This is a genomic window from Phenylobacterium sp. (assembly GCF_046463815.1).
Taxonomy (GTDB): domain Bacteria; phylum Pseudomonadota; class Alphaproteobacteria; order Caulobacterales; family Caulobacteraceae; genus Phenylobacterium.
This window is the reverse complement of record NZ_JBKBRO010000001.1, coordinates 112,407-133,718: the sequence shown is the minus strand read 5'-3', so window position 1 is coordinate 133,718 and position 21,312 is coordinate 112,407. Positions and strand designations below refer to the sequence as shown.

Below are 21,312 nucleotides of genomic sequence, written 5' to 3'. Positions count from 1 at the left end.
TCGCCGCGATGCGTTCGTGAGCGGCCTGAGCGGTTTCCGCACCGCCCGCTAGGCTTCCAGGGATCGGATTTTCCTGGAGTTTTTCCCATGCGCAACCTGGCCTACGCCGCCCGCCCGCTGGCCAATGACCTGGCCTCGAGCCTCTTCTTCGCCCTGCTGCTCGTCCTGCATGTGGACCCGAAGGCCGCGACGCTCGTCGCCATCGCCTTCGGGATCGGCCACATGGGCCTGTGGCTTGCGCTGCGGCGCACGGTCGCCCCGCTGCAGTGGGCGAGCCTCGGCCTCGTGCTTGTGTTCGGCGGGGCCAGCCTCTTCACCCACGATGTCCGCTTCCTGATGGCCAAGCCGACGCTGGTCTATCTGGTGATCGCCGCGGTGATGCTGAAGCGCGGCTGGATGCTGCGCTACATGCCGCCGATCGCGGCCGGCCACGGCGAGGGGCTGATGATCGGCTTCGGCTACGTCTGGGCGGGCCTGATGGCGTTCACCGGCGCGGCCAATCTCGTGATCGCCGTCCGGTTCAGCGAGGCCTGGCCGATCTACAGCGCGGTCTTCCCCATCGGCTCGAAGCTGACGCTGTTCGCCGTCCAGTACCTGACCGTCCGCGCGGTGGTGAAGCCCAGGGTCATGGCGGCGGCGCGGGCGGCGTAGTCTCCGGCCCCGTCTCCGACTCTGGGCCGGGCAGGGGCTCCGACCCCGGCGGGGCGAAGCGGCTCTGCGGGTCCGCGCGCAGCCGGCCGCCGCTCTCGACCAGTTCGCGGTAGGCCTCGCGCGCGGCCCCGAAGTCGGCGTTGCCGCGGAACACGATGTCGAAGCGCGGGTCCTGGCCGATGGCCGCGCCCAGCACCGCCTCCAGCACGTCGGCGGCCTCGCCGACCTCGGCGGCGTCGCAGGCCCGGCGGACGGTGCGGGCGCCCTCGCGGGTGACCAGGGTGAGGTCGTAGGCCGTCCCCTCGACGCACACCGTCTCGGCCGCGCCGCGCTCGGCCACCCGGACGTCCCGGGGCGACTTCCAGAGCCAGTGGCCGCGCAGGGCCTCGAAGCGCTCGGCCGAGCCGGCGGGAAGCTCCCGGTCGAAGCCCAGCCTGCGCGCGATGCCGGCCTCGCAGCAGGCCAGGCCGGCGCGGCCCTGGACGAAGGCCCTGCCGTCGCCCCGCACCGAGACGCGGGTGACCGTCTGGCGCACGCTGCCGGTGGGCCTGGTCCACACCTCCAGGATCATCTCGTCGCCGCGCAGGAGTTGCCACTGCAACGGCATCAGGCCCCACAGGCGGTAGGTCGAGGCGTCGACGCCGTTGGACAGTTCGGGCAGCCGTTCGCCCCGCCGCACGCGCCGGCCGCCGAACGGGTCGGCCGCCTCGTCGGGCTTGGGCCACTTCTCCTCCCACCAGCTCTTCGGGTCGGGCGGCGGGAAGGGCCAGACCTCGGCCTCGTAGGGCGGCGTCCCCTTGGGCGGGCCGATCTCGATGACCCGGCGGCGGAAGAACTGCGCCTCGGCGGGCGTGGCGAGGGCCAGCGTCAGGACGACCAGGACGGCGTGGCGGATCGCGGGCAAGCGGAGCCTCCTGCAAGGCCCCCCGATCCAAGAAACTAGCGTCCCGCGCCGTTCCCTTGAAGGTCCTAGAAGACGTCGACGCCGCGCGAGATGGAGAGCACGCCGGTGCGCGAGACCTCGACCAGGCCCAGGGGCCGCATCAGGTCCACGAACTTGTCGATCTTGGCCGGGGCGCCGGTCACCTCGAAGACGAAGCTCTCGTGGGTGGTGTCGATCACCTTGGCGCGGAAGATGTCCGAGACCCGCAGGGCCTCGACGCGGTCGGTCCCGGTCCCCTTCACCTTCACCAGGGCCAGCTCGCGCTCTAGGCCGTTGGGGTCCTTGGTCACGTCCTGGACGTGGCGGGTGGAGACCATCTTCTGGAGCTGGGCCTCGATCTGGGCCAGCACCTGGGGCGTGCCCCGGGTGACGATGGTGATGCGGCTGGTGTGGGCGTTGCGGTCGGTCTCGGCGACCGTCAGGCTCTCGATGTTGTAGCCGCGCGCGGCGAACAGGCCGACCACCCGGTGCAGCACGCCCGGCTCGTTGTCCACCAGCACGGCGAAGGTGGCCGAGCTCTCAGGGACCTCCTCGTGGGCGAGGTCGTAGACGGACGCGGGCTGGGTGTCGGACATGGGCGGGCTCCTCGGGCGAGGAGGTGTCACAGGACGGGCCTCGCCGCAACCGCCGTTGCCGCCTTGCCACAGCGGCTTAACCAAAGCATCCCGCCGCTCGACCCCGGCTTGCGCGGTTTCGCCGGATCGTGACACATCACGGCCCTCACCCAACGTGAGTCACCGAATGACGACGCGCAACCTTCTGATCAGCGAAACCTGCTCCCGCCCCTGGGCCGGAGTGGCGGACGCTGACGTGCGCGCCGGCTCGGGTCCGGGCGCGATCCTCCGAACACACGCCTGACGCGGACGCTCCCCGGAGGAGGTCCGCAAGAGACCTCCGGGAGCTTCCAGATGTTCATTTCAATCCAGGGTTCCGCCCAGGCCAAGGCGGGGAGCGCGCCGACCTCCCTGCTGAAGCTCGTGGCCGGCGAGTTCGCCGGGCGCGTGGCCGTGCTCTGGCCCGAGCCCCACGGCGGCTTCCTCACCGCGTCGGCCCAGCGCCGCCACCTCGTCTGCCTGGGCTTCGCGGTCGGCGCGGACGTGCAGGCGCTCGCCGCGGCGATCATGGGGGCGCGCCTGCGCCATGCGGTCCCCGCCGTGGTCGGGACGCCGCCGGCCGGGCTGGAGCGGGTGCTGGGCCGGCTGGGCGAGATCGCCTGGGACGCCGAGGCCTACCGCCTGCTGCTGACCCTGCTGGCCCGGCCCGCGCCGGCCAAGGTCCTGCGCCATGCCGAGGCCGTCGACGTCGGGCTGGTCCGGCGGCTGGCGGGCCTGCCGGCTCCCATGGAGGACGCCGTGCGGCTGGCCCGCGAGCTGACGCCCGAGGGCCTGGCCGTCCTGTGCGAGGCCCATGAGGCCCTGCGCTTCCGCGACGGCGCGGGCGCCGCCGAGGAGGCGGCCGGCCGCTGGGCCAAGGCCGGCTCCGTGCGGGCGCTGTTCGCGGCCGTGCGGGACGACCTGACGCCCGAGCCCGGCGCGCCGCCGCATCCGGGGACCGCGCGGCTGCGCCCGCTCGCCACCAAGGCGGCGCTGCGCGACGCGGCCCGGCGCTACCGCAACTGCCTGGCCGACCGCATGCCCCACGCGGCCTCCGGCTGGTCGGCCTTCTACGAGTGGGCCGGTCCGCCGGGGGCCGTGGTCGAGGTCGCCCGCGACCACGTCTTCGGCTGGCGCCTGGAGGAGGCCCGGCTGGCCGGCAACCGGCCGGTCCCCGAACCCCTGCGCGACGAGATCATGGCCGATCTCGCGCTCATGGGCGTCCACGTGGGCCGCAGCGGCTGGCAGCTCGACCGGCTGCTGCGCGAGGACGTCGGCCGCGGCTACCGGTTCTGGCCGGTGGAGGCCGAGGTGGCCGAGGCGTTCGGCGAGGGGTGATGCTTGCCGGCGCCTCCCGGTCAAATCGCCGAGAGCGGGCTCCGTCTGGCGTACAACGGTGGTATCCTGGCGGCTCAGGTGACCCAAGAGAGCCCCCAAAGGGGCAGGGAGGCGGCATGGCCCCGCTCCGTATGCCTCGGACCCTCGCCGAGCCCCAGCACACCGACACCGGCGAGGCCGTCCTGAAGTTCAGCCTGCTGGAGGACATCGACGCCGGCCTCCGACGATGCGAGTGGCGGGTCCAGGCCGCGCTCGCCGAGCTGCGCGACCACGACGCCGACGGGCCGGGCGATCACGCCACCCGGTCCCGCCTGGTGGACGAAGCCGCTGACGCCGTCTGGGCTCTGATCGTTCAGCACGAGGCCTGCGACTGCGCCGACCACCACGACCTCATCGCGCGCTACCACATCCCGGGCGAGGTGATGGCCCGGGTCGGCGCCGCGCACTAGGTCGAGACCCGTTACGTCGAGATCGACGCCGCCTTCGCCTCCAGAACGCGCACCAGGTCGGCCGGCGAGAGCCGGACCTGTAGGCCGCGCTGGCCGCCGTTCACATAGACGCTGGCCTTCTCCAGGGCCGGGGCGTCCAGCACTGTGGGCGCGCGCCGCTTCTGGCCGAAGGGGCTGACGCCGCCCACACGGTAGCCGGTGATCCGCTCGGCGTCGGCGGGCTTCATCATCTCGGCCGACTTGCCGCCCAGGGCGGCGGCCAGCTTCTTCATGGCCACCTCGCGGTCCGAGGCCAGCACGACGCAGGCGGGCTTGCCGTCCACCAGCACCATCAGCGTCTTGAGCACCTCGTCCGGCGCCGCGCCCAGGGCCTCGGCGGCCTGCAGCCCGATGCGGTCGGCGTTCGGGTCGTAGTCGTAGGTCGCGAGTTCGTAGGCCACGCCCGCCCTGTCGAGCGCGAGGGTGGCGGGCGTGGTCCTGGACATCGGGCGCGCTTGAACTCAGGGTTTGGGCGGCCCTACGTACCCTTCCGGCCGACGAGCGCGAAGAGGGCGCCTTGCGGGTCCTGGACCTGGACGATCCAGTCGCCGCCGGGGACTTCCATCGGCCCGTTCAGCACCTGGCCGCCGGCGATCTTGACCCGGTCCGCGGCCGCGTCGATGTCGCCGACCCGGAAATAGTAGAGCCAGTAGGGCGCCGGAACCTCCGGCGGACGGGTCATCATGCCGCCGACCTGGCCGTCCTGGTTGGAGAAGAGGCGGTAGGCGCCCATGTCTCCCATGTCCATGTCGCTGTCCTTCCGCCAGCCGAACAGGCCCGCGTAGAAGGCGAAGTCCGTCTCCAGGTCGCCCGCATAGAGCTCGCGCCAGCCGGCCTGGCCCGAGGCTTCTGGCGGGAGTCCGGGCGGCGGCGTGTCCATCGGCGCGGGCGTCATGATGGCCATGACCGCGCCATGCGGGTCGGAGATGATGGCGAAGCGGCCGACACCGGGGATGTCCTCCGGCGCCCGCTCGACCTTGCCGCCGAGCGCCGTAGTCCTGGCGGCCGCGGCGTCCACGTCGTCGACCGCGACGTAGCCCAGCCAGTTGGGCTGGACGCCCGCGGCCTTCATCTCCTCGGTGGGCGCCATCAGGCCGCCGACTCCGACGCCGTCCGCCTGCCAGAGGCTGTAGGCCATGCCCGGCGTGGGCATGTCCGCGGCGGTCCAGCCGACGACCTCCCCGTAGAAGGCCTTGGCCCCGGCGACGTCGGGGGCGGTGAGCTCGTACCAGATGAAACGGCCGTGGTCGGACATGGGCGCCTCCTCGCGTGAGGCGCCCACCCTAGGCTTTCCGCAGCGTCAATTGAATGACGGGGTTCAGACCAGCCGCTTGCCCGCGTCGTCGATGATCGAGCCCAGGTCGCGGCTCTCCTCGGCCATGATCATCTCATTGTGGGCCTTGCCGGACGGGATCATCGGGAAGCAGTTCTCTTCCTTCGTCACCCGGCAGTCGAAGATCACCGGCCGCTTCACCGAGATCATCTCGCGGATGGCGTCGTCCAACTCGTCCGGATGCTCGGCGCGCAGGCCCACGCAGCCGAAGGCCTCGGCCATCTTCACGAAGTCGGGCAGGCTGGCCGAATAGGAGTGCGAATAGCGCTCGCCGTGTAGGAGCTGCTGCCACTGGCGCACCATCCCCATCCATTCGTTGTTGAGGATGAAGATCTTGATCGGCAGGTCGTACTGAATGGCCGTCGCCATCTCCTGCATCGTCATCTGGACGCTGGCGTCGCCGCCGATGTCGATGACCAGCGCGTCGGGGTGGGCGATCTGCACGCCGACGGCGGCCGGCAGGCCGTAGCCCATGGTGCCGAGGCCGCCCGAGGTCATCCAGCGGTTCGGCTTGTCGAAGTGATAGAACTGGGCCGCCCACATCTGGTGCTGGCCGACCTCGGTGGTGATGTAGGTGTCGCGGTCCTTGGTCAGCTCGTAGAGGCGCTGGATGGCGTACTGCGGCTTGATGAGCTTGGCGTCCGGCCGATAGCGGAACGAGTCCCGCGCGCGCCAGGCGTCGATCTCGCGCCACCAGTCGGCCAGGGAGGCCTTGTCGCTCTGGTAGCCGCGCTGCTTCCAGACGGCGATCAGGTCGGCCAGCACCGAGGCCGCGTCGCCCACGATGCCCACGTCGGCGCGGACGTTCTTGCCGATGGAGCTGGCGTCGACGTCGATGTGGATCTTGCGGCTGGTCGGGGCGAAGGCGTCGAGGCGGCCCGTCACCCGGTCGTCGAACCGCGCGCCGATCGCCACCATCACGTCGCAATCGTGCATGGCGTTGTTGGACTCGAAGCTGCCGTGCATGCCGACCATGCCCAGCCACTGCGGGCTCGACGCGGGGAAGGCGCCCAGGCCCATCAGGGTCGAGGTGACGGGAGCGCCGGTGAGCGCCGCCAGCTCGCGGACCAGTTCGGCGGCGCGGGGCCCCGAATTGATGACGCCGCCGCCGGTGTAGAGGATCGGCCGCCGGGCCTTGGCCAGCAGGGCCGCGGCCTCGGCGATGCGCGAGGGGTCGCCTTTCACGCGGGGCGTGTAGTTGTGCGAGTGCGTGACCTCGTTCGGGCCGTGGTAGGTTCCCTTGGCGAACTGCACGTCCTTCGGAATGTCGATCAGCACCGGGCCCGGCCGGCCAGAGGTGGCGATGTGGAAGGCCTCGTGGATGATCCGCGGCAGGTCCTCGACCGACTTCACCAGGTAGTTGTGCTTGGTGCAGGGCCGGGTGATGCCGATGGTGTCGCATTCCTGGAAGGCGTCGGTGCCGATCAGGTGAGTGGCGACCTGGCCGGTGATGACGACCATCGGGATGGAGTCCATCAGGGCGTCGACGATGCCGGTCACGGCGTTGGTCGCTCCGGGGCCCGAGGTGACGAGGACGACGCCCGGCTTGCCGGTGGACCGCGCGTAGCCCTCGGCGGCGTGGGTCGCGCCCTGCTCGTGGCGGACCAGCACGTGCCGCAGCCGCTCCTCGGAGAACAGCGCGTCGTAGATCGGCAGGACCGCGCCGCCCGGATAGCCGAACAGCACCTCGACGCCCTGGTCGATGAGCGCGCGCACCACGATCTCGGCGCCCGAGAGGGTGGTCGTTTCGGCTTCGATCGTCTGATGGGCGGTCATGGGAGGCTCTTCGGGGCTTGGGGCAATAAAAAAGGCCCGCGAGGGGCCTGGGACGAGCGACCGGTCGGTCCTGACGCTTGGGGTCAGTCCGTTGTCGGTCGCTCGGCGAGTACAAGAATAGCGCGCACGTTATTTTCCTGGAGAGATTGAAGCACGCCTTTCGCATGCCGCGCTCAGGGCGTCAAGACGGGTTCCAGCGCAATAAACTGCCCCCATTGGTCGTAAGGCTCGGCGGCCGTCAGCCTGGGCCAGTCGGCCATCTGGCCGCGCATCCAGGTCATCTGGCGCTTGGCGTAGCGGCGGGTCTCCTGCTGGGCGGCGGCGACAGCGGCTTCCAGGCTGGTCTCGCCCCGCAGATGGGCGGCCAATTCGCGCACGCCCACGGCCTTCATGGCGGGCAGGGCGGGGTCGAGGCTCCGGGCCATCAGCGCGCGCACCTCCTCCAGGGCCCCTTGCTCGACCATCGCCAGCAGTCGGGCGTCGCAGCGGGCGTAGAGCAGGTCCCGGGGCGGCTCCAGGGCGACGGCGCTCCAGTCCGAGATGGCCGGCTCGCCGGTCCGCTGCAGGTCGGACAGCGCCTCGCCGGTGGCGGCGAAGACCTCCCAGGCGCGGACGAGCCGCTGGCGGTCGCCCGGCGCGATGCGGGCCGCCGCCGCCGGATCGACGCCGGCCAGGCGGGCGCGGAAGGCGTCCTCGCCCATCCGCTCGAAGTCGGCGGCGGCCTCGGCGCGGACCTCGGCGGGGACCTCGGGGATTTGGGCCAGGCCCTTCGTCAGCGCCCGGAAGTAGAGGCCCGTGCCGCCGACCACGACGACGGGGCGGCGGCGGCCCCGGATCTCGGCGATGACCTCGCTCGCCGCCCGCAGCCAGCGGCCCACCGACCAGCCGTCGGCGGGATCGACCGTCCCGAACAGGTGGTGCGGCGCCCGCGCCATCTCCTGCGGGGAGGGGCCGGCGGTGATCACGCCCAGGCCGGCGTAGAGCTGCATGGAGTCGGCGTTCACCACCTCGGCCCCGGCCGCCTCGGCCAGCCGGAGCGCCAGCGCCGACTTGCCGCTTGCGGTGGGCCCGGCGATCAGCCAGATGCGGGGCTCCATGCAGCTCGTCCTTACCCTTGTGGGCCCAGGCGCCCACGCCGCGGCCGAAGCGCTCGCAGCCGCGGGCCTCCCCGTCAAGTCGCCCGAGGTCCTGGGCCCCGAGGCCCTCGATTTCGCCCTGGCCGGCGACCTCAAGCGCCTCCGCGCCCAGGTAGGCGAGGCCGTGGCGAACCACGCGGTCGACGCCTGCGTCCAGCCGGCCGAAGGTCGCCGCAAGCGGCTGTTCGTGGCCGACATGGACTCCACCATTATCGACGTCGAGTGCCTGGACGAGCTGGCCGACTTCGCCGGCAAGAAGGCCGAGATCGCGGCCATCACCGAGCGGGCTATGCGCGGCGAGCTGGAGTTCGAAGGCGCCCTGCGCGAACGGGTCGGCATGCTGGCCGGCCTGTCGGTCGACGCGCTCCAGCAGGCCTATGACGAGCGGGTCCGCCTCAATCCCGGCGCCCGCACCCTGGTCCGCACCATGGCCGCGAACGGCGCCCGCTGCGTGCTGGTCTCGGGCGGCTTCACATTCTTCACAAGCCGGGTGGCTGAGGCCGCGGGCTTCCATGACAACCGCGCCAACACGCTCATCGAGGCGGACGGCAAGCTGACCGGCCGGGTGGGCGAGCCGATCCTCGGCAAGGCCGCCAAGCTCGCCGCCCTGCTGGCCGAGGCCGAGGCCCTGAACCTGCCCCTGCACGAGGCGATGGCCGTGGGCGACGGAGCCAACGACCTGGCCATGATCGAGGCCGCAGGCCTCGGTGTCGCCTACCGCGCCAAGCCGATCGTCGCCGCCCAGGCCGACGCCAAGGTGGACCACGCCGACCTCACCGCGCTGCTCTACTTCCAGGGCTATCGCGCCGAGGAGTTCGTCGCCGACTGATGGCCCTGCCCCGCCCCGTGAAAGCCGTCGTGTTCGACATGGACGGCCTGCTGATCGACACAGAGACCGTCGTCTATCGCGCCATGCAGCGGACGGCGGGCGGGATCGGCCGCGAGATGCCGTTTGCGACCTTCCAGCGGATGGTGGGCCTGCAGCATTCGGCCAGCGACCTGATCCTGATGGAGCATTTCGGCCCGGGCTTCGACCTTCAGGCCTGGTCCGCCGAGGTCAGCCGCCACTTCCGCGAGGAGCTGGCGGCCGGCATCGCGCTGAAGGCCGGGGTCATGGAGATCCTCGATCACCTGGATCAGGCCGGCCTGCCGCGCGCCATCGCCACCTCGTCGGGGCTGGAGAGCGTGCGGCTCAGCCTGGGGCCGCACGGCATCGTCGAACGGTTCCACGCCCTCATCACCCGCGACGTCCAGACCCGCGGCAAGCCGCACCCCGAGCCGTTCCTGAAGGCCGCCGAGGCGCTGGGGGTCGACCCCGCCGATTGCCTGGCCCTGGAGGACAGCCACAACGGCGTCCGCGCCGCCTCGGCCGCCGGCATGATGACGGTGATGGTGCCGGATATGCTCGATCCCACCGAGGAGATGGAAAGCCTCTGCATCCGCATCGCCCGCGACCTGCACGAGGTCCGCGAGCTTCTGGCGGCGCAGGCGGTCTGAACAAAAAAGCCCTCCCCGGTGGAGACGGGGAGGGCCAGGGTCCGGCTCGCGGGCCGGGGCTTGCGACAAGGCAGGCCAGGATTACGAGCGTAATCTTAACGCCAAATTACACACGTAATCCCGGACGTCAACGTCCGCCGGACGGGCCGCGCTCGAAGTAGCGGAAGAAGGCGCTGTCGGGCGAGAGCACCATGGTCGTGTCGCCCTGGCCGAGGCTGGCCTCGTAGGCCTGCATCGAGCGCCAGAACGCGGCGAACGACGGGTCGCGCCCGAAGCTCTGGGCGAAGATGCGCGTGCGCTGGGCGTCGCCCTGGCCGCGCAGGGTCTCGCCCTGCTCGCGGGCCTGGGCGAGGGTGACGGTCACCTCGCGGTCGGCCTGGGCGATGATCTCGCGCTTCTGCTGCTCGCCCTCGGCGCGGATGCGGGCGGCCTCCTGCTGGCGGGAGGTCTGCATCCGGCGATAGACGGCCTCTTCGTTGTTGGCTGGGAAGTCGGCCCGGCGGATGCGCACGTCGATGACCTGGATTCCGAAGCGCGAGGCCTCGGCGCGGCGGGCGACGTCCTGGCGGGTCTGCTGCATGAGCTGGCCCCGGCGGCCCGAGATGATCTCGGTCTGCTGGGCCGAGCCCAGCACCTGGCGCAGCGACGAGTTGGTGAGCCGCTCGATCCGGTCGGCCGCGGTCCGCTCGTCACGCAGGGTGCGATAGAAGGCCAGCGGGTCCGAGATGCGGTAGCGGACGAAGGCGTCCACCACGAGCCGCTGCTGGTCGGCGGTGATGATTTCCTCCTGCTGGGATTCCAGCGAGAGGTTGCGGCGGTCGAACTTCACCACGTTCTCCCAGAACGGGAGCTTGGCGTTGAGGCCGGCGCCGGGGTGGCCGGGGGCGTTGATCACCCGCACCGGTTCGCCGAAGCGCAGCACGATGGCCTGCTCGCGCTGGTCGACGATGAACAGCGTGTTGGCGAGCACCACGACGGCGCCGACGGCCAGAATCAGGAAGGTCCAGGCGCGGCGGGTCATTGGGCGGCCCTCGTCTGCGGCTGGGGTTGCGGCGGCGCCGACGCCTGGACCTCGGGCGCGGCCTGGATCCGGGGGCGGAACACGTCGGGCGGCAGGATGATGGGGGCGCTGGCGCCCTTGCCGTCGATGATCACCTTGTTCGAGCGCTGGAGCACGCGCTGCATGGTCTCGATGTAGATGCGGTCGCGGGTCGCGCCGGGCGCGCGGCGGTACTCGGCGAGTATGGCGTTGAAGCGGGAGGCGTCGCCGGTGGCCTCGCGGACGGCCTGCTCGCGGTAGGCCTCGGCCGACTGGGTGATGCGGGCGGCGTCGCCCTTGGCCTCGTTCACGACCCGGTTGCGGTAGGCGTTGGCCTCGTTGACCGCCGACTCCTGATCCTGCTGGGCGCTGACCACGTCGCGGAAGGCGGCCAGGGCCTGCTGCGGCGGATTGGCCGAGCGGATCTGCACCTCGTCGACGCGCACGCCGGCGCCCCAGGAATCCAGGGTCCGCTGCATCAGCTCGGCCGCCTGGGCCTGAACCTGGCCGCGGCCGGTGGTCAGGATGTCGAGCAGGGGCGTTCGGCCGACGACCTCGCGCATGGCGCTCTCGGCCACGGCCTTCACCGAGCCTTCGGGGTCGCGGACGGTGAAGACGAAGCGGTCGGCGTCCGACACGCGCCAGGTGACGCTGAAACTCAGGTCCACGATGTTCTCGTCGCCGGTGAGCATCAGGCTCTCCTGCGGCAGGGCGCCTTGGGCGGCGCCGCCAACGTCCAGGCGCTGCAGGCTCGTCACCGGCACCTTGGTCACCCGCTCGATCGGCGCGGGCAGGTGGTAGCGGAGGCCCGGTCCCTCGTTGCGCGAATAGGCGCCGAAGGTGGTCACCACGGCCTCCTCGTTCGGCTGGACCACATAGATCCCGGAGAGCGCCCACAGGCCGAAGGCCGCGCCGACGATGGCGGCGATGGCGCCCGGGCGCACGCCGCCCGGCCCGCCGAACATGTCGCGGAACCGCCGGTTCAGGCGCTCGAAGCTGGCGTTGAAGTCGGGGCCTTCGGGGCGGCCGGGGCCGCCGCCTCGCGGGCGCCTCGGCGGGGGTTGGCGGCGGTCGCCGTCACCGGACGGGGGCGAGCCCCACGGGCCGGGATTGGCATTGTCGTTCCAGGGCATTGCCGGTTTTCGTACTCGTTTGGGCCTAGGAGGTCCTTGCGCGTCTCTCTGCTTAAAGCCCCCGGCGGGCTTGTAAACCGGCGCGTCCAGCCGGATATGAGACCCCTTCCTCGGCAAAGCAAGACAAAGCGGAATGATCCAACCGGCCGGTCCCGAGCGCGCAATCGTCCTTGAGGCGCTGGACCGGGTGAGGGATCCTAGGTCCGGCCTGGGGCTCGCGGCGGCGGGTCTCGTGCGCGGCCTGGTGATCCGCGGCGGGCGCGCGGCCTTCATGCTGGAGGTCCCGCCGCAGGACATCGAACTCTACGCTCCGGTGCGCGAGGCGGCCGAGCGGACCCTGGCCGCCGTGCCTGGCGTCGAGACCGCCCAGGTGGTGCTGACGGCCGAGACCGAGGCGCCCCAGCTCAAGACGACGCCGCGCCGCGCCCGCGTCGCCGAAGACCCGCAGGCCCGCCTCCAGCCGATGGCCGAGGCCGAGCGGCCGCCCCACGTGCGCAAGGTGATCGCGGTCGCCAGCGGCAAGGGCGGGGTGGGCAAGTCCACCGTGGCCGTGAACCTCGCCGCCGCCTTCGCCCGGCTGGGCAAGCGGGTGGGCCTGCTGGACGCCGACATCTATGGCCCTTCGGCGCCCCACATGCTGGGCGTGGACGGCGAGCCGACCTTCGACGCCGAGAAGCGCCTCAATCCGATGGAGGCCTGGGGCGTGAAGGTCATGTCCATCGGCTTCATCGTCGAGGAGGGGCAGGCGGCCATCTGGCGCGGGCCCATGGCCTCCTCGGCCCTGCGCAGCCTGATGAACTCCAACTGGGGGACGGCCGAGGCGCCGCTCGACGTGCTGGTCATCGACCTGCCGCCCGGCACCGGGGACATCCAGCTCACCCTGGTCCAGAAGCTGAAGCTGGACGGGGTGGTGATCGTCTCGACGCCCCAGGAGATCGCCCTGATCGACGCCCGCCGGGCGGCGGCCATGTTCGCCAAGACCGGCGCGCCGGTGCTGGGCGTCATCGAGAACATGGCCTGGTTCGAGGGGCCGGACGGGACCCGCATTCCGATCTTCGGCCAGGGCGGGGCGGCGGCCGAGGCGCAGAGGCTGGGCGCGCCCCTGCTTGCCGAGGTTCCGATCGAGGTGGCCCTGCGCGAGGCCTGCGACCAGGGCCGGCCGCTGGTGGCGACCAACCCCGAAAGCCCGGCGGCGAAGGCGTTCCTGCGCGCCGCCGAACAGCTTCTCTAGCTAGGTCTTCACGATCATGTCGTCGCCGGTCAGGCTGCCCAGCGCCGGCGCCTCGGCGTAGAGGGCGTCGCGCTCGGCCAGTTCCCGGCGGATCTGGGCGTGGCGCTCGGGGGTCAGCCGGTAGCCGATGAAGCAGGCGCCGGCGACCATCACGAAGAAGATCGGGCCCACGATATAGGCGAGCTCCAGCGCCTGGATGGCCTCCGGCGTGTTCGTCGCGCCCTCGCGGGCCTGGTAGCCGATCGCCGCCAGCAGCACGAAGGTCAGGGCCGACAGGCCCGAGGCGATCTTCGAGGTGCCGATGGTCAGCGCGTACATCAGGCCCATCCACTCGCGGCCATGCTGCAGCCGGACCTCGTCGGCGATGTCGCCGGTCAGCGCGCGGATCATCACCGTCGTGCCGGCCGCCATGGCCCCCACGATGAACATCCCCGGCGCGAACAGGAGGAACTGGCCGGCGGGCAGGAATGGCACGACTATCAGGCCCAGCGAATAGATGGTGGTGGCCGCCATCAGGCTGCGGTGCTTGCCGATCCGGTTGCCGAGCCAGGCGGTGAACGGCGCGCCCGCGAAGCCGGCGGCGATGTAGATCATCAGCAGCACGTTGGCGGAGGCCGTGTCGAAGCCGCGGCTGTCCTTGAAGTAGAAGAGGTAGAGCGTGGCCATCCAGCCGGGCCCCAGCGTGGCGCACAGGTCGGCCGCCAGCAGGCGCACCACGTTGCCGTGCTTCAGCAGCGTCAGGTAGTCGCGGACGCCGAAGTGGGCCTTGTGGTCGGGGGTGATCGGCTCGCGGGTGGTGGCCAGCACCAGGGCCACCGTCACCGGGATGGCCAGGATGATGAACCACACCATGGCCCGCACGCCCTCGCCGTCGGAATGGCCGAGCTGCTGCATGATGACCGGGATGACCAGCACGGCCACCGCGCCCGCCACGCCCAGGCCGATCACCGCCCCGAAGATGCGATTGCGCTGCTCGTAGGTCGGCCCCAGCACCCCGCCCCAGGCCAGGTGCGAGAGGTAGACCATGGAGTAGCCGATGTAGAGGAAGAGCAGGATGCCCGAGAGGCCGAGCTGCGAGGTGGAGGGACCCGCCTGCAGCACGCCCCAAAGGCCCGCCATCATCACCGGCGCCCCCAGGGCCAGCCAGACGCGGTAGCGGCCGAACCGCGTGCGGGTGCGGTCCATGGCGGTGCCCAGGAAGACGTCGATCGGGATGTCGATCAGCCGGACCATGGCGAAGGCCGCGCCCACCAGGGCGAGGTCCAGGCCGATGTGGCTGGCGAAGTAGCGCGGCAGATGGACGCTGATGGCCAGGACCAGCGCCTGGATCGGTATGCTGGCGCTCGCGAAGGCCAGCACCGAGACCATGGAGAGCGCGCCCGGCGCGGCCGAATTGCCCTTGGTCACAGTACGCTCCTCCGCTCGCCTCTGATCGGGCGCTGACTTGCTAACTTACGCGCGATCACTTGAGCCCGCGCAAGGGGATTTCGATTGCAGATACGAAACGGGCGGCCCGAGGGCCGCCCGTGAAAACATCTTCCTCTCCCACTGACGTGGGAAGGGAAATCAGCCGCCCTGCATCTTGCGGAAGAACTTGGCCGTCTGCTCGCCGCCGGTGGCGTAGGCCTGCTGGCCCGCCGGGTCGGTGATCTGGGCCCAGGCGTCGCGCACCTTCTCCACCGTGGCCTCGTGGCCGAGGTAGACGCCCTCGGTCTCGACGATGCGCGAAACGGCGAAGGCGCCGGCGCCGGCGGTCAGGATCACGCCCGTGGGGGCTTCTTCAGAGCACAGGAACACCACGCCGGGCGTCACGTATTCGGGCTTGAGCTGCTCCAGCACCTGGGGCGGCATCAGGTTCTCGGTCATGCGGGTCGCGGCCACCGGGCTGATGGCGTTGACGTGGATGTTGTTCTTCTGGCCCTCGAGCTTCAGCGTGTTCATGAAGCCCACGAGGCCCAGCTTGGCGGCGCCGTAGTTGGCCTGGCCGAAGTTGCCGTAGAGGCCCGTCGACGAGGTGGTCACCACGATGCGGCCGTAGTTCTGCCCGCGCATGATCTCCCAGACGGCCTTGGCGGGCTTCACCGTGCCCATCAGGTGCACGTCCACCACGACCTGGAAGTCGGCGATCTCCATCTTGGCGAAGGTCTTGTCGCGCAGGATGCCGGCGTTGGCGACCAGGATGTCGATCCGGCCCCAGGCGTCCATGGCGTCCTTGACCATGCGGGCCACGCCCGCGTCGTCGGTCACGGACGAGCCGTTGGCGATGGCCTCGCCGCCGAAGGCCTTGATCTCCTCCACGACCTTGTTGGCCGCGTCCGAGCCGCCGCCCGACCCGTCCACCGAGCCGCCCAGGTCGTTGACCACCACCTTCGCGCCGCGCCGGGCGAGCTCCAGGGCGTGCTGGCGGCCGAGGCCCCCGCCCGCGCCGGTGACGATGGCCACTTTGCCGTCGAAGCGGATGTCCGCCATTTGGATCCCCTTTGGAACAGGTGTTCGAAACCGGCGCGCGTTGTGCGGCGCGGCAAGGGTGGCGTCAAGCTGACGCGACGGAGCCTCGTCTGGGGAGGTCCCGAAAAGGAGAGGCCTCCCCCGTCCCACCAGAAGGACGGGGGAGGCCGCCGCGGCCCGGGCGAGAGCGCTTGGGGTAACCCTAGCCCTGCGGTGCGGACGGGACCTGCGCCTGCTGCTGGCGCATGAACTTCACGAGGACGCGCTGGCCGATCAGGAACGGCGCGCCGGTGGAATCGACCACCACCTCGACCACGCGGTCGTCGGTGCGCTCGTTGGGATCGTCGGATTGCAGCTTGCGGGCGCCGAACACCGCGGCGCGGCGCAGCACCTTGCCGGTGTAGGTCTTGGTCGGGTCGCTCTCGGGCGACATCTGCACGCGCTGGCCGACCGAGACGTAGGGCAGGGCGCCCTCGGCGATCTCGGCGCGGACGATGCGGCCCGAGCGCGGCTCCAGGTCGAACATGTTGGAGACGTTCAGGGTCGAGGCGCCGGCGCCCGGGTTGGCGTAGCGGCGCACGATGCGGCCGTCGGCCGGGGCGCGGATGATGCTGAGCTCCTGGTCGTAGCGGGCCTCGTTCAGCCGCGCCTCGGCGGTGGCCACGACCGCCCGCTGGGCCAGAATCCTGGCCTGGGCCTCGCGCACGCCGTCGCGGGCCTGGTCGAGCTTCTGGGCGGCGACGAAGTTGGAGGGGGCGAGGCCCTGCAGGCGCTTCTCCTCGCGCTGGGCGGCCGAGAGCTGAACCTCCAGCAGCGCGAGGGCGGCGCGCGCCTGGCGCACCTCGGCGGCGGCGCGTTCGGACTGCAGACGCGGCTCGTCGTCCTCCAGGCGCGCCAGCACCTGGCCCTTGGCCACGTCGTCGCCCTCCTGGACGAGCACGTCGCGCACCACGCCGGCCCGGCGGGCGGCGACCTGGATGATGCCGCCCTCGACGTCGGCCTTGCCGTTGGCGATGGCGGCGTAGGGGCTGGGCTTGACCTCGGCGGCGGCCTTGGCCTCGGCGGCCTTCTTGGCCTTGGCCTGGCCGGAAAGGAACATCCCCCCGCCGGCGGCGAGGGCGATCACCACGAGGGCGATCCAGACGAAACGGTTGCGAAGGATGGCGGGCATGGTCCTCTAGGCTCCGACGAGCTCGTGTGCGGGGTTGTGGGCGGCGGGGGCGACGGGCGCGGCGCGCCGGTCGTCCAGGATCAGGCCGTCCTCCAGATGGATCACCCGGTCGGCGTAGGCCTCCAGGCGGGGGTCGTGAGTCACGCAGATCACGGCGGCGCCGTGCTGCTTGGCGGCGCGCTGCAGGAGCTTGATGACGATCTGGCCGTTCTCGCCGTCCAGCGCGCTGGTGGGCTCGTCGGCGAAGATCAGGCGCGGGTCCTTGGCGAGCGCCCGGGCGATGGCCACCCGCTGCTTCTCGCCGCCCGACAGCTCGGAGGGGCGCTGGTTCATGCGCTTTTCCAGGCCCACCTCGGTCAGCGCCCGGGCGGCCTTCTCGCGCGCCTCGCGCTTGGCCAGCCCCTGGTGCTTCAGGATGATCTCGACCTGCTGCAGCGCGGTCAGCGCCGAGAACAGGTTGAAGCCCTGGAAGATGAAGCCGCAGTGGTCGAGCCGGAACCGGTCCAGCTTGCCCGAGCGCAGCTTCCAGATCTCCTGGCCCAGCGCCGTGACGTGGCCCTCGTCGGGCTTCAAGAGGCCCGAGAGCGAGGCGACCAGCGTCGACTTGCCCGAGCCCGACGGGCCCATGACCATGGTCACCTCGCCGTGGCGGGCGTCGAAGTCCACCCGCTTCAGCACCTCGATGTGCGTGCGGCCGGTCTTGAAGCGCTTGTAGACGCCGTGCGCCTGGATGGCGGTGTCTTTCGAACTCATCGCAGCAGGTCCGCGGGTTGGCTCTTCTTGAGGATGCCCAGGGCGATCAGGCCCGAGGCGGCCGAGATGACGACCAGCAGGATCGACACGCCCACGACCCAGGGGATCGGGAAGCCCATCGGCAGGCCGCCGTTGCTGGCCAGGAGGTAGATGCCGAAGGTGAGCAGGCCGGTGGCGGCCAGGCCCACGATTCCCACCCAGATGGACAGCTCCATGACGATCAGGCGCAACGCCCCCATCGAGACGCCCAGGGCGCGCAGCGAGGCGAACTCCTTGATGCTGGAGAGGATGGCCCCGCGCAGGGTCTGCGAGGTGATGCCCACCCCGATCAGGAAGCCCAGGAAGACCGAGAAGCCCAGGAAGATGCCGATGATCTGCTCCTTCATCAGCGCGCCCTCGTTGGCCTCGCGCAGCTCCTCGCGGGTCCAGGCGCGGTAGGCGCCCTTGGCCTGGGCGTTGAGCTGGTCGCGCACGACCTCGGCCCGGGCGGGGTCCTTCAGGCGGATCATCAGGGGGCCGGTCTTGCCGTTCTTGGTCAGCATGCCGAGCGCCCGGAAGGTGTCGCGGGACATGACGACCGAGGCGTTGTTGATGTCGGGATAGCCCGTCAGCACGGCCGCCACGCGCACGGTGCGCCCGTTCAGCGAGGCGGTGTCGCCCAACTTCACGCCCAACCGGCTGAGCTGGCTACGGTCGATGGCCACCGCGTAGGGCTGCAGCAGAGCCACCCGCACCGATTCCGGATAGTCGGTCGGCAGGGTCACGGCGCCCGGCCGGGTGTCGACCATGTTGACCTGGACGTAGGTGGTGACCGGCTTCTTGCCGTCCTTGGGCTGGTTGACCCAGCGGCCCCCGTCGCCGTCCCAGGCCGCCACCTCGACCACCTCGGGATGCATGTACATCTGCGGCTGGAGGCGGGCGGGCAGGGCGCCGCCGCCCGAGTTGATCAGGCTCTCCATCTTGGCGGGCAGGATCATGATGTCGGCCCGCGACCGTTCGATGGTGGCGGTCGCGCCCTTCACGATGCCGGTGAACAGGCCGACCTGCGCCAGGATCAGCAGTCCCGAGAAGGCAAGCGCCACGACGGCCGCCGTGTAGCGGCGCCATTCGTGGATCAAGGTGGCCAGAGCCAATGACATGACGGTCCCCAAGGTCGAACGCAGCAGGCGTTCATCATCCAAGAGGCCGCAGTGTCGCCGGTCGGATGCGACCTAGGCGATTAAACCTTTGTAATGCCATCAGGGGGGCTCGGGCGGCCTTGGGCGAGGGCTTGGCTCCTTCGACCGGCCAGCCATTGCCGATCGGCGGGAGCGCCCTCAGATACAGGGGCGGCCGCCGGCCCAACCCCCAACATCGAAGGAGCCTCCCATGCAGACGCGCAAACTCGGCGATCAGGGCCTGGAGGTTTCGGCCATCGGCTTCGGCTGCATGGGCCTGAGCGGCACGTACGGGACGGCGCCCGACGAGGCCGCGGCCATCGCCCTCCTGCACCGCGCGGTGGAGCTCGGGGTGACCTTCTTCGACACCGCCGAGATCTACGGCATGACCACCAACGAGGTGCTGGTCGGCAAGGGCCTGGCGGAGTTCAAGGGACGCGTCCGGATCGCCACCAAGTTCGGCTTCGACCTTGAGGCCGCCCGCGCCGCCGGCCGCCCCGCCGGGACCAACAGCCGGCCCGAGAACATCCGCGCCGTGGCCGACGCCTCTCTGAAGCGCCTGGGCGTGGATGTGATCGACCTCTTCTACCAGCACCGTGTCGATCCGAACGTTCCGATCGAGGACGTGGCGGGCGCCGTGGGCGACCTCGTGAAGGCCGGCAAGGTCCGCTGGTTCGGCCTATCCGAAGCGGGCCCCGACACCATCCGGCGGGCGCACGCCGTCCACCCGGTCTCGGCGTTGCAGTCGGAATACTCGCTGTGGACCCGCGACCCGGAGAAGACCGTGCTGCCGGTCTGCCGCGAACTCGGGATCGGCTTCGTGCCCTACAGCCCCCTCGGCCGGGGCTTCCTGGCGGGCGCGGTGACCAGCCACGATTCGCTGGCCCAGAACGATTTCCGCCGCTTCGTGCCGAGGTTCCAGGGCGAGGCGCTGGAGAAGAACCTGTCGCTGGTGGAGACGCTGACCGGCATCGCCCGGGAGAAGGGCCGCACGCCGGCCCAGCTCGCGCTGGCCTGGCTGCTCTCCCGCGGCGACGACATCGTACCGATCCCCGGCACCACCAAGGTCGATCGGCTGGAAGAGAACGTGGGCGCCGCCGACGTGGATCTCACCGACGCAGATCTCGCGGCCATCGAGGCCGCCATCCCCGAGACCGGGGTCGAGGGCGCCCGCTACGACGCGCGCGGCCTGTCCATGGTCGGGCTGTAGCGGAAACGCCGCCCTCCGGCGGCCGGGGCGGCGAGCGGAAACTTGCGCTCAGCCGCCTTTCGGCGCTTTTTCCTTCGATCGCGGCCTGACTCGGGCGGCGCATCGGGGGATGCATGTTCAGTCTTGCGAACGCCCAGAGCCTCGTGGGCGTGGCCCTGGTCCTGGGGCTCTGCTGGGCGATGTCGGAGAACCGGCGGCGGTTCCCGTTGAAGCTCGCCGTCGGCGCCATCGTCGTCCAGGGCCTGCTGGTGCTGGCGCTGTTCGGCCTTCCGGCCCTGCGCGCGGCGCTCCAGGGCGTGGGCGTGGCCGTGGACGGTCTGGCCACATCCACCCAGGCCGGCGTGACCTTCGTCTTCGGCTTCCTGGCCGGCTCGCCCAACCAGCCCTACGAACTGGTCGACCCGAACGCGATGTTCGTCTTCGCCTTCCGGGTGCTGCCGGTGATCCTGGTGGTCTGCGCGCTCGCGGCCCTGCTCTGGCACTGGCGCATCCTGGTGTGGGTCACCCGTGCGTTCGGCGTCCTGTTCGAGCGGACCATGGGCCTGCGCGGGCCGCCGGCGCTGGCCACCGCCGCCACCGTCTTCATGGGCCAGGTGGAAGGCCCGATCTTCATCCGCAGCTATCTGGCGGGCCTGTCGCGCTCGGAGCTGTTCATGCTGATCGCGGTCGGCATGGCCTGCGTGTCGGGCTCCACCATGGTGGCCTATGCGACCATCCTGAAGGACGTGCTGCCGAACGCCGCCGCCCACGTGCTGACCGCCTCCATCGTCTCGGCCCCGGCCGGCGTGCTGCTGGCCCGGATCATCGTGCCCAGAGACGCCGACGTGGAGGAGGTCCAGGCGTACGACCCGGCCGCCTCCAAGCGCTACGAGAGCTCCATCGACGCGCTCATCAAGGGCACCACCGACGGCCTGCAGATCGTGCTGAACGTGGGCGCCACCCTGATCGTCTTCGTGGCCCTGGTGGCCATGCTGAACGGCATCCTCGGCGCCTTCGGCGACGTGGGCGGCGCGCCGCTGTCGGTGGAGCGGGGCCTGGGGATCGTCTTCGCCCCGCTGGCCTGGGCCATCGGCGTGCCCTGGCACGATGCGCCCACGGCCGGCTCGCTGCTCGGCGTGAAGCTGGTCCTGACCGAGTTCACCGCCTTCATCCGCCTGGGCGCGATCCCCGTGGGCGAACTCGACGAGCGCACCCGCGTGCTCATGACTTATGCGTTGTGCGGCTTCGCCAACGTGGCGTCGGTCGGCATCAACCTGGCCGGCTACTCGGTCCTCGTGCCCGAGCGCCGCAACGAGGTCGTCGGCATGGTCTGGAAGGCCATGCTGGCGGGCTTCCTGGCCACCTGCCTCACCGCCTCCATCGTGGGCCTGCTGCCGGTCTCGCTGTTCGGGAGCTGATCGCTCACACGATGCTTG

Annotated in this window: 21 protein-coding genes; 8 read left to right on the top strand and 13 right to left on the bottom strand. The window is 71.0% G+C overall.

Going from position 1 to position 21,312, the window contains the following annotated elements:
- Positions 1-87: 87 nt before the first annotated feature.
- Positions 88-651, top strand: a complete 564-nt coding sequence (locus ACK4TT_RS00660; RefSeq protein ID WP_409635714.1) for an inner membrane-spanning protein YciB — start codon at positions 88-90, stop codon at positions 649-651.
- On the opposite strand, the gene ACK4TT_RS00655 is transcribed toward ACK4TT_RS00660, so the two are convergent.
- Positions 626-1,555 carry a hypothetical protein gene (locus ACK4TT_RS00655; RefSeq protein WP_410212113.1) on the bottom strand — a complete coding sequence of 310 codons (930 nt, stop codon included), beginning with the start codon at positions 1,553-1,555 and terminating at the stop codon, positions 626-628. The genes ACK4TT_RS00660 and ACK4TT_RS00655 overlap by 26 nt on opposite strands.
- 65 nt (positions 1,556-1,620) lie before the next feature.
- Complete coding sequence (ilvN, locus tag ACK4TT_RS00650; RefSeq protein WP_409635720.1) at positions 1,621-2,169, bottom strand: acetolactate synthase small subunit; 549 nt, start codon at positions 2,167-2,169, stop codon at positions 1,621-1,623.
- A gap of 333 nt (positions 2,170-2,502) precedes the next feature.
- On the opposite strand from ilvN, the gene ACK4TT_RS00645 reads away from it, so the two are divergent.
- Together ACK4TT_RS00645 and ACK4TT_RS00640 are read left to right on the top strand one after the other, a co-directional pair.
- A complete protein-coding gene (locus ACK4TT_RS00645; protein WP_410212112.1) occupies positions 2,503-3,525 on the top strand; it encodes a hypothetical protein in 1,023 nt (340 codons plus the stop codon).
- 116 nt (positions 3,526-3,641) lie between these two features.
- Positions 3,642-3,974 (top strand): DUF6665 family protein, encoded by a 333-nt coding sequence (locus tag ACK4TT_RS00640; RefSeq protein WP_409635726.1) that lies wholly within the window; start codon positions 3,642-3,644, stop codon positions 3,972-3,974.
- 11 nt (positions 3,975-3,985) lie between these two features.
- On the opposite strand, the gene ybaK is transcribed toward ACK4TT_RS00640, so the two are convergent.
- From ybaK to miaA, 4 genes are all read right to left on the bottom strand, one after another.
- Complete coding sequence (ybaK, locus tag ACK4TT_RS00635; protein ID WP_409635729.1) at positions 3,986-4,459, bottom strand: Cys-tRNA(Pro) deacylase; 474 nt, start codon at positions 4,457-4,459, stop codon at positions 3,986-3,988.
- Positions 4,460-4,491: 32 nt separating this feature from the next.
- Positions 4,492-5,268, bottom strand: coding sequence for a VOC family protein (locus tag ACK4TT_RS00630; RefSeq protein WP_410212111.1), 777 nt, complete (start codon positions 5,266-5,268; stop codon positions 4,492-4,494).
- A 63-nt stretch (positions 5,269-5,331) separates the two neighbouring features.
- Entirely contained in the window at positions 5,332-7,122 is a 1,791-nt protein-coding gene (locus ACK4TT_RS00625; RefSeq protein WP_410212110.1) for an acetolactate synthase 3 large subunit, read from the bottom strand.
- Positions 7,123-7,295: 173 nt separating this feature from the next.
- Positions 7,296-8,219, bottom strand: coding sequence for a tRNA (adenosine(37)-N6)-dimethylallyltransferase MiaA (gene miaA / locus ACK4TT_RS00620; protein ID WP_410212109.1), 924 nt, complete (start codon positions 8,217-8,219; stop codon positions 7,296-7,298).
- On the opposite strand from miaA, the gene serB reads away from it, so the two are divergent.
- Positions 8,218-9,087: a phosphoserine phosphatase SerB gene (serB, locus tag ACK4TT_RS00615; protein WP_409635740.1), complete on the top strand. Its 870-nt coding sequence runs from the start codon at positions 8,218-8,220 to the stop codon at positions 9,085-9,087. The genes miaA and serB overlap by 2 nt on opposite strands.
- Positions 9,087-9,755, top strand: a complete 669-nt coding sequence (locus tag ACK4TT_RS00610) for an HAD family hydrolase (protein WP_409635743.1) — start codon at positions 9,087-9,089, stop codon at positions 9,753-9,755. Before serB ends, ACK4TT_RS00610 begins: the two co-directional genes overlap by 1 nt.
- Positions 9,756-9,882: 127 nt before the next feature.
- On the opposite strand, the gene hflC is transcribed toward ACK4TT_RS00610, so the two are convergent.
- Together hflC and hflK are read right to left on the bottom strand one after the other, a co-directional pair.
- Positions 9,883-10,776 carry a protease modulator HflC gene (hflC, locus tag ACK4TT_RS00605; protein ID WP_409635746.1) on the bottom strand — a complete coding sequence of 298 codons (894 nt, stop codon included), beginning with the start codon at positions 10,774-10,776 and terminating at the stop codon, positions 9,883-9,885.
- Positions 10,773-11,927 carry an FtsH protease activity modulator HflK gene (hflK, locus tag ACK4TT_RS00600; RefSeq protein ID WP_409635749.1) on the bottom strand — a complete coding sequence of 385 codons (1,155 nt, stop codon included), beginning with the start codon at positions 11,925-11,927 and terminating at the stop codon, positions 10,773-10,775. Before hflK ends, hflC begins: the two co-directional genes overlap by 4 nt.
- Before the next feature lie 133 nt (positions 11,928-12,060).
- Here hflK and ACK4TT_RS00595 point away from each other — a divergent pair, with 133 nt between their 5' ends.
- The gene (locus ACK4TT_RS00595) at positions 12,061-13,158 is read left to right on the top strand and encodes an Mrp/NBP35 family ATP-binding protein (RefSeq protein WP_409635752.1); all 1,098 of its coding nucleotides are present in this window, start codon (positions 12,061-12,063) and stop codon (positions 13,156-13,158) included.
- Here the strand turns inward: ACK4TT_RS00595 and ACK4TT_RS00590 are convergent, their stop codons facing one another.
- The 5 genes from ACK4TT_RS00590 to ACK4TT_RS00570 all read right to left on the bottom strand — a co-directional run bounded on the left by ACK4TT_RS00590 (position 13,159) and on the right by ACK4TT_RS00570 (position 18,669).
- Positions 13,159-14,565: an MFS transporter gene (locus ACK4TT_RS00590; protein ID WP_410212108.1), complete on the bottom strand. Its 1,407-nt coding sequence runs from the start codon at positions 14,563-14,565 to the stop codon at positions 13,159-13,161.
- A 159-nt stretch (positions 14,566-14,724) separates the two neighbouring features.
- On the bottom strand, positions 14,725-15,627 hold the full coding sequence (locus tag ACK4TT_RS00585) for an SDR family NAD(P)-dependent oxidoreductase (protein WP_409635757.1): 903 nt from the start codon (positions 15,625-15,627) through the stop codon (positions 14,725-14,727).
- A gap of 181 nt (positions 15,628-15,808) precedes the next feature.
- Positions 15,809-16,777 carry an HlyD family secretion protein gene (locus ACK4TT_RS00580; protein ID WP_409635760.1) on the bottom strand — a complete coding sequence of 323 codons (969 nt, stop codon included), beginning with the start codon at positions 16,775-16,777 and terminating at the stop codon, positions 15,809-15,811.
- A gap of 6 nt (positions 16,778-16,783) precedes the next feature.
- Positions 16,784-17,530, bottom strand: coding sequence for an ABC transporter ATP-binding protein (locus ACK4TT_RS00575; protein ID WP_409635763.1), 747 nt, complete (start codon positions 17,528-17,530; stop codon positions 16,784-16,786).
- A complete protein-coding gene (locus ACK4TT_RS00570) occupies positions 17,527-18,669 on the bottom strand; it encodes an ABC transporter permease (protein ID WP_409635765.1) in 1,143 nt (380 codons plus the stop codon). The genes ACK4TT_RS00575 and ACK4TT_RS00570 overlap by 4 nt, the downstream gene beginning before the upstream one ends.
- Positions 18,670-18,898: 229 nt before the next feature.
- Between ACK4TT_RS00570 and ACK4TT_RS00565 the strand changes: the two genes are divergently transcribed.
- Both ACK4TT_RS00565 and ACK4TT_RS00560 read left to right on the top strand, forming a co-directional pair.
- Complete coding sequence (locus tag ACK4TT_RS00565; protein WP_409635768.1) at positions 18,899-19,897, top strand: aldo/keto reductase; 999 nt, start codon at positions 18,899-18,901, stop codon at positions 19,895-19,897.
- A gap of 113 nt (positions 19,898-20,010) precedes the next feature.
- The gene (locus ACK4TT_RS00560; RefSeq protein WP_409635771.1) at positions 20,011-21,294 is read left to right on the top strand and encodes a NupC/NupG family nucleoside CNT transporter; all 1,284 of its coding nucleotides are present in this window, start codon (positions 20,011-20,013) and stop codon (positions 21,292-21,294) included.
- Positions 21,295-21,312 lie beyond the last annotated feature (18 nt).

Excerpts from the sequence above, each read along its gene's own strand:
- ACK4TT_RS00660 (WP_409635714.1), top strand. The coding sequence starts at position 88 with ATGCGCAACCTGGCCTACGCCGCCCGCCCGCTGGCCAATGACCTGGCC.
- ilvN (WP_409635720.1), bottom strand. The coding sequence starts at position 2,169 with ATGTCCGACACCCAGCCCGCGTCCGTCTACGACCTCGCCCACGAGGAG.
- ACK4TT_RS00645 (WP_410212112.1), top strand. The coding sequence starts at position 2,503 with ATGTTCATTTCAATCCAGGGTTCCGCCCAGGCCAAGGCGGGGAGCGCG.
- ACK4TT_RS00640 (WP_409635726.1), top strand. The coding sequence starts at position 3,642 with ATGGCCCCGCTCCGTATGCCTCGGACCCTCGCCGAGCCCCAGCACACC.
- ybaK (WP_409635729.1), bottom strand. The coding sequence starts at position 4,459 with ATGTCCAGGACCACGCCCGCCACCCTCGCGCTCGACAGGGCGGGCGTG.
- ACK4TT_RS00630 (WP_410212111.1), bottom strand. The coding sequence starts at position 5,268 with ATGTCCGACCACGGCCGTTTCATCTGGTACGAGCTCACCGCCCCCGAC.
- ACK4TT_RS00625 (WP_410212110.1), bottom strand. The coding sequence starts at position 7,122 with ATGACCGCCCATCAGACGATCGAAGCCGAAACGACCACCCTCTCGGGC.
- serB (WP_409635740.1), top strand. The coding sequence starts at position 8,218 with ATGCAGCTCGTCCTTACCCTTGTGGGCCCAGGCGCCCACGCCGCGGCC.
- miaA (WP_410212109.1), bottom strand. The coding sequence starts at position 8,219 with ATGGAGCCCCGCATCTGGCTGATCGCCGGGCCCACCGCAAGCGGCAAG.
- ACK4TT_RS00610 (WP_409635743.1), top strand. The coding sequence starts at position 9,087 with ATGGCCCTGCCCCGCCCCGTGAAAGCCGTCGTGTTCGACATGGACGGC.
- hflC (WP_409635746.1), bottom strand. The coding sequence starts at position 10,776 with ATGACCCGCCGCGCCTGGACCTTCCTGATTCTGGCCGTCGGCGCCGTC.
- hflK (WP_409635749.1), bottom strand. The coding sequence starts at position 11,927 with ATGCCCTGGAACGACAATGCCAATCCCGGCCCGTGGGGCTCGCCCCCG.
- ACK4TT_RS00595 (WP_409635752.1), top strand. The coding sequence starts at position 12,061 with ATGATCCAACCGGCCGGTCCCGAGCGCGCAATCGTCCTTGAGGCGCTG.
- ACK4TT_RS00585 (WP_409635757.1), bottom strand. The coding sequence starts at position 15,627 with ATGGCGGACATCCGCTTCGACGGCAAAGTGGCCATCGTCACCGGCGCG.
- ACK4TT_RS00580 (WP_409635760.1), bottom strand. The coding sequence starts at position 16,777 with ATGCCCGCCATCCTTCGCAACCGTTTCGTCTGGATCGCCCTCGTGGTG.
- ACK4TT_RS00575 (WP_409635763.1), bottom strand. The coding sequence starts at position 17,530 with ATGAGTTCGAAAGACACCGCCATCCAGGCGCACGGCGTCTACAAGCGC.
- ACK4TT_RS00570 (WP_409635765.1), bottom strand. The coding sequence starts at position 18,669 with ATGTCATTGGCTCTGGCCACCTTGATCCACGAATGGCGCCGCTACACG.
- ACK4TT_RS00565 (WP_409635768.1), top strand. The coding sequence starts at position 18,899 with ATGCAGACGCGCAAACTCGGCGATCAGGGCCTGGAGGTTTCGGCCATC.
- ACK4TT_RS00560 (WP_409635771.1), top strand. The coding sequence starts at position 20,011 with ATGTTCAGTCTTGCGAACGCCCAGAGCCTCGTGGGCGTGGCCCTGGTC.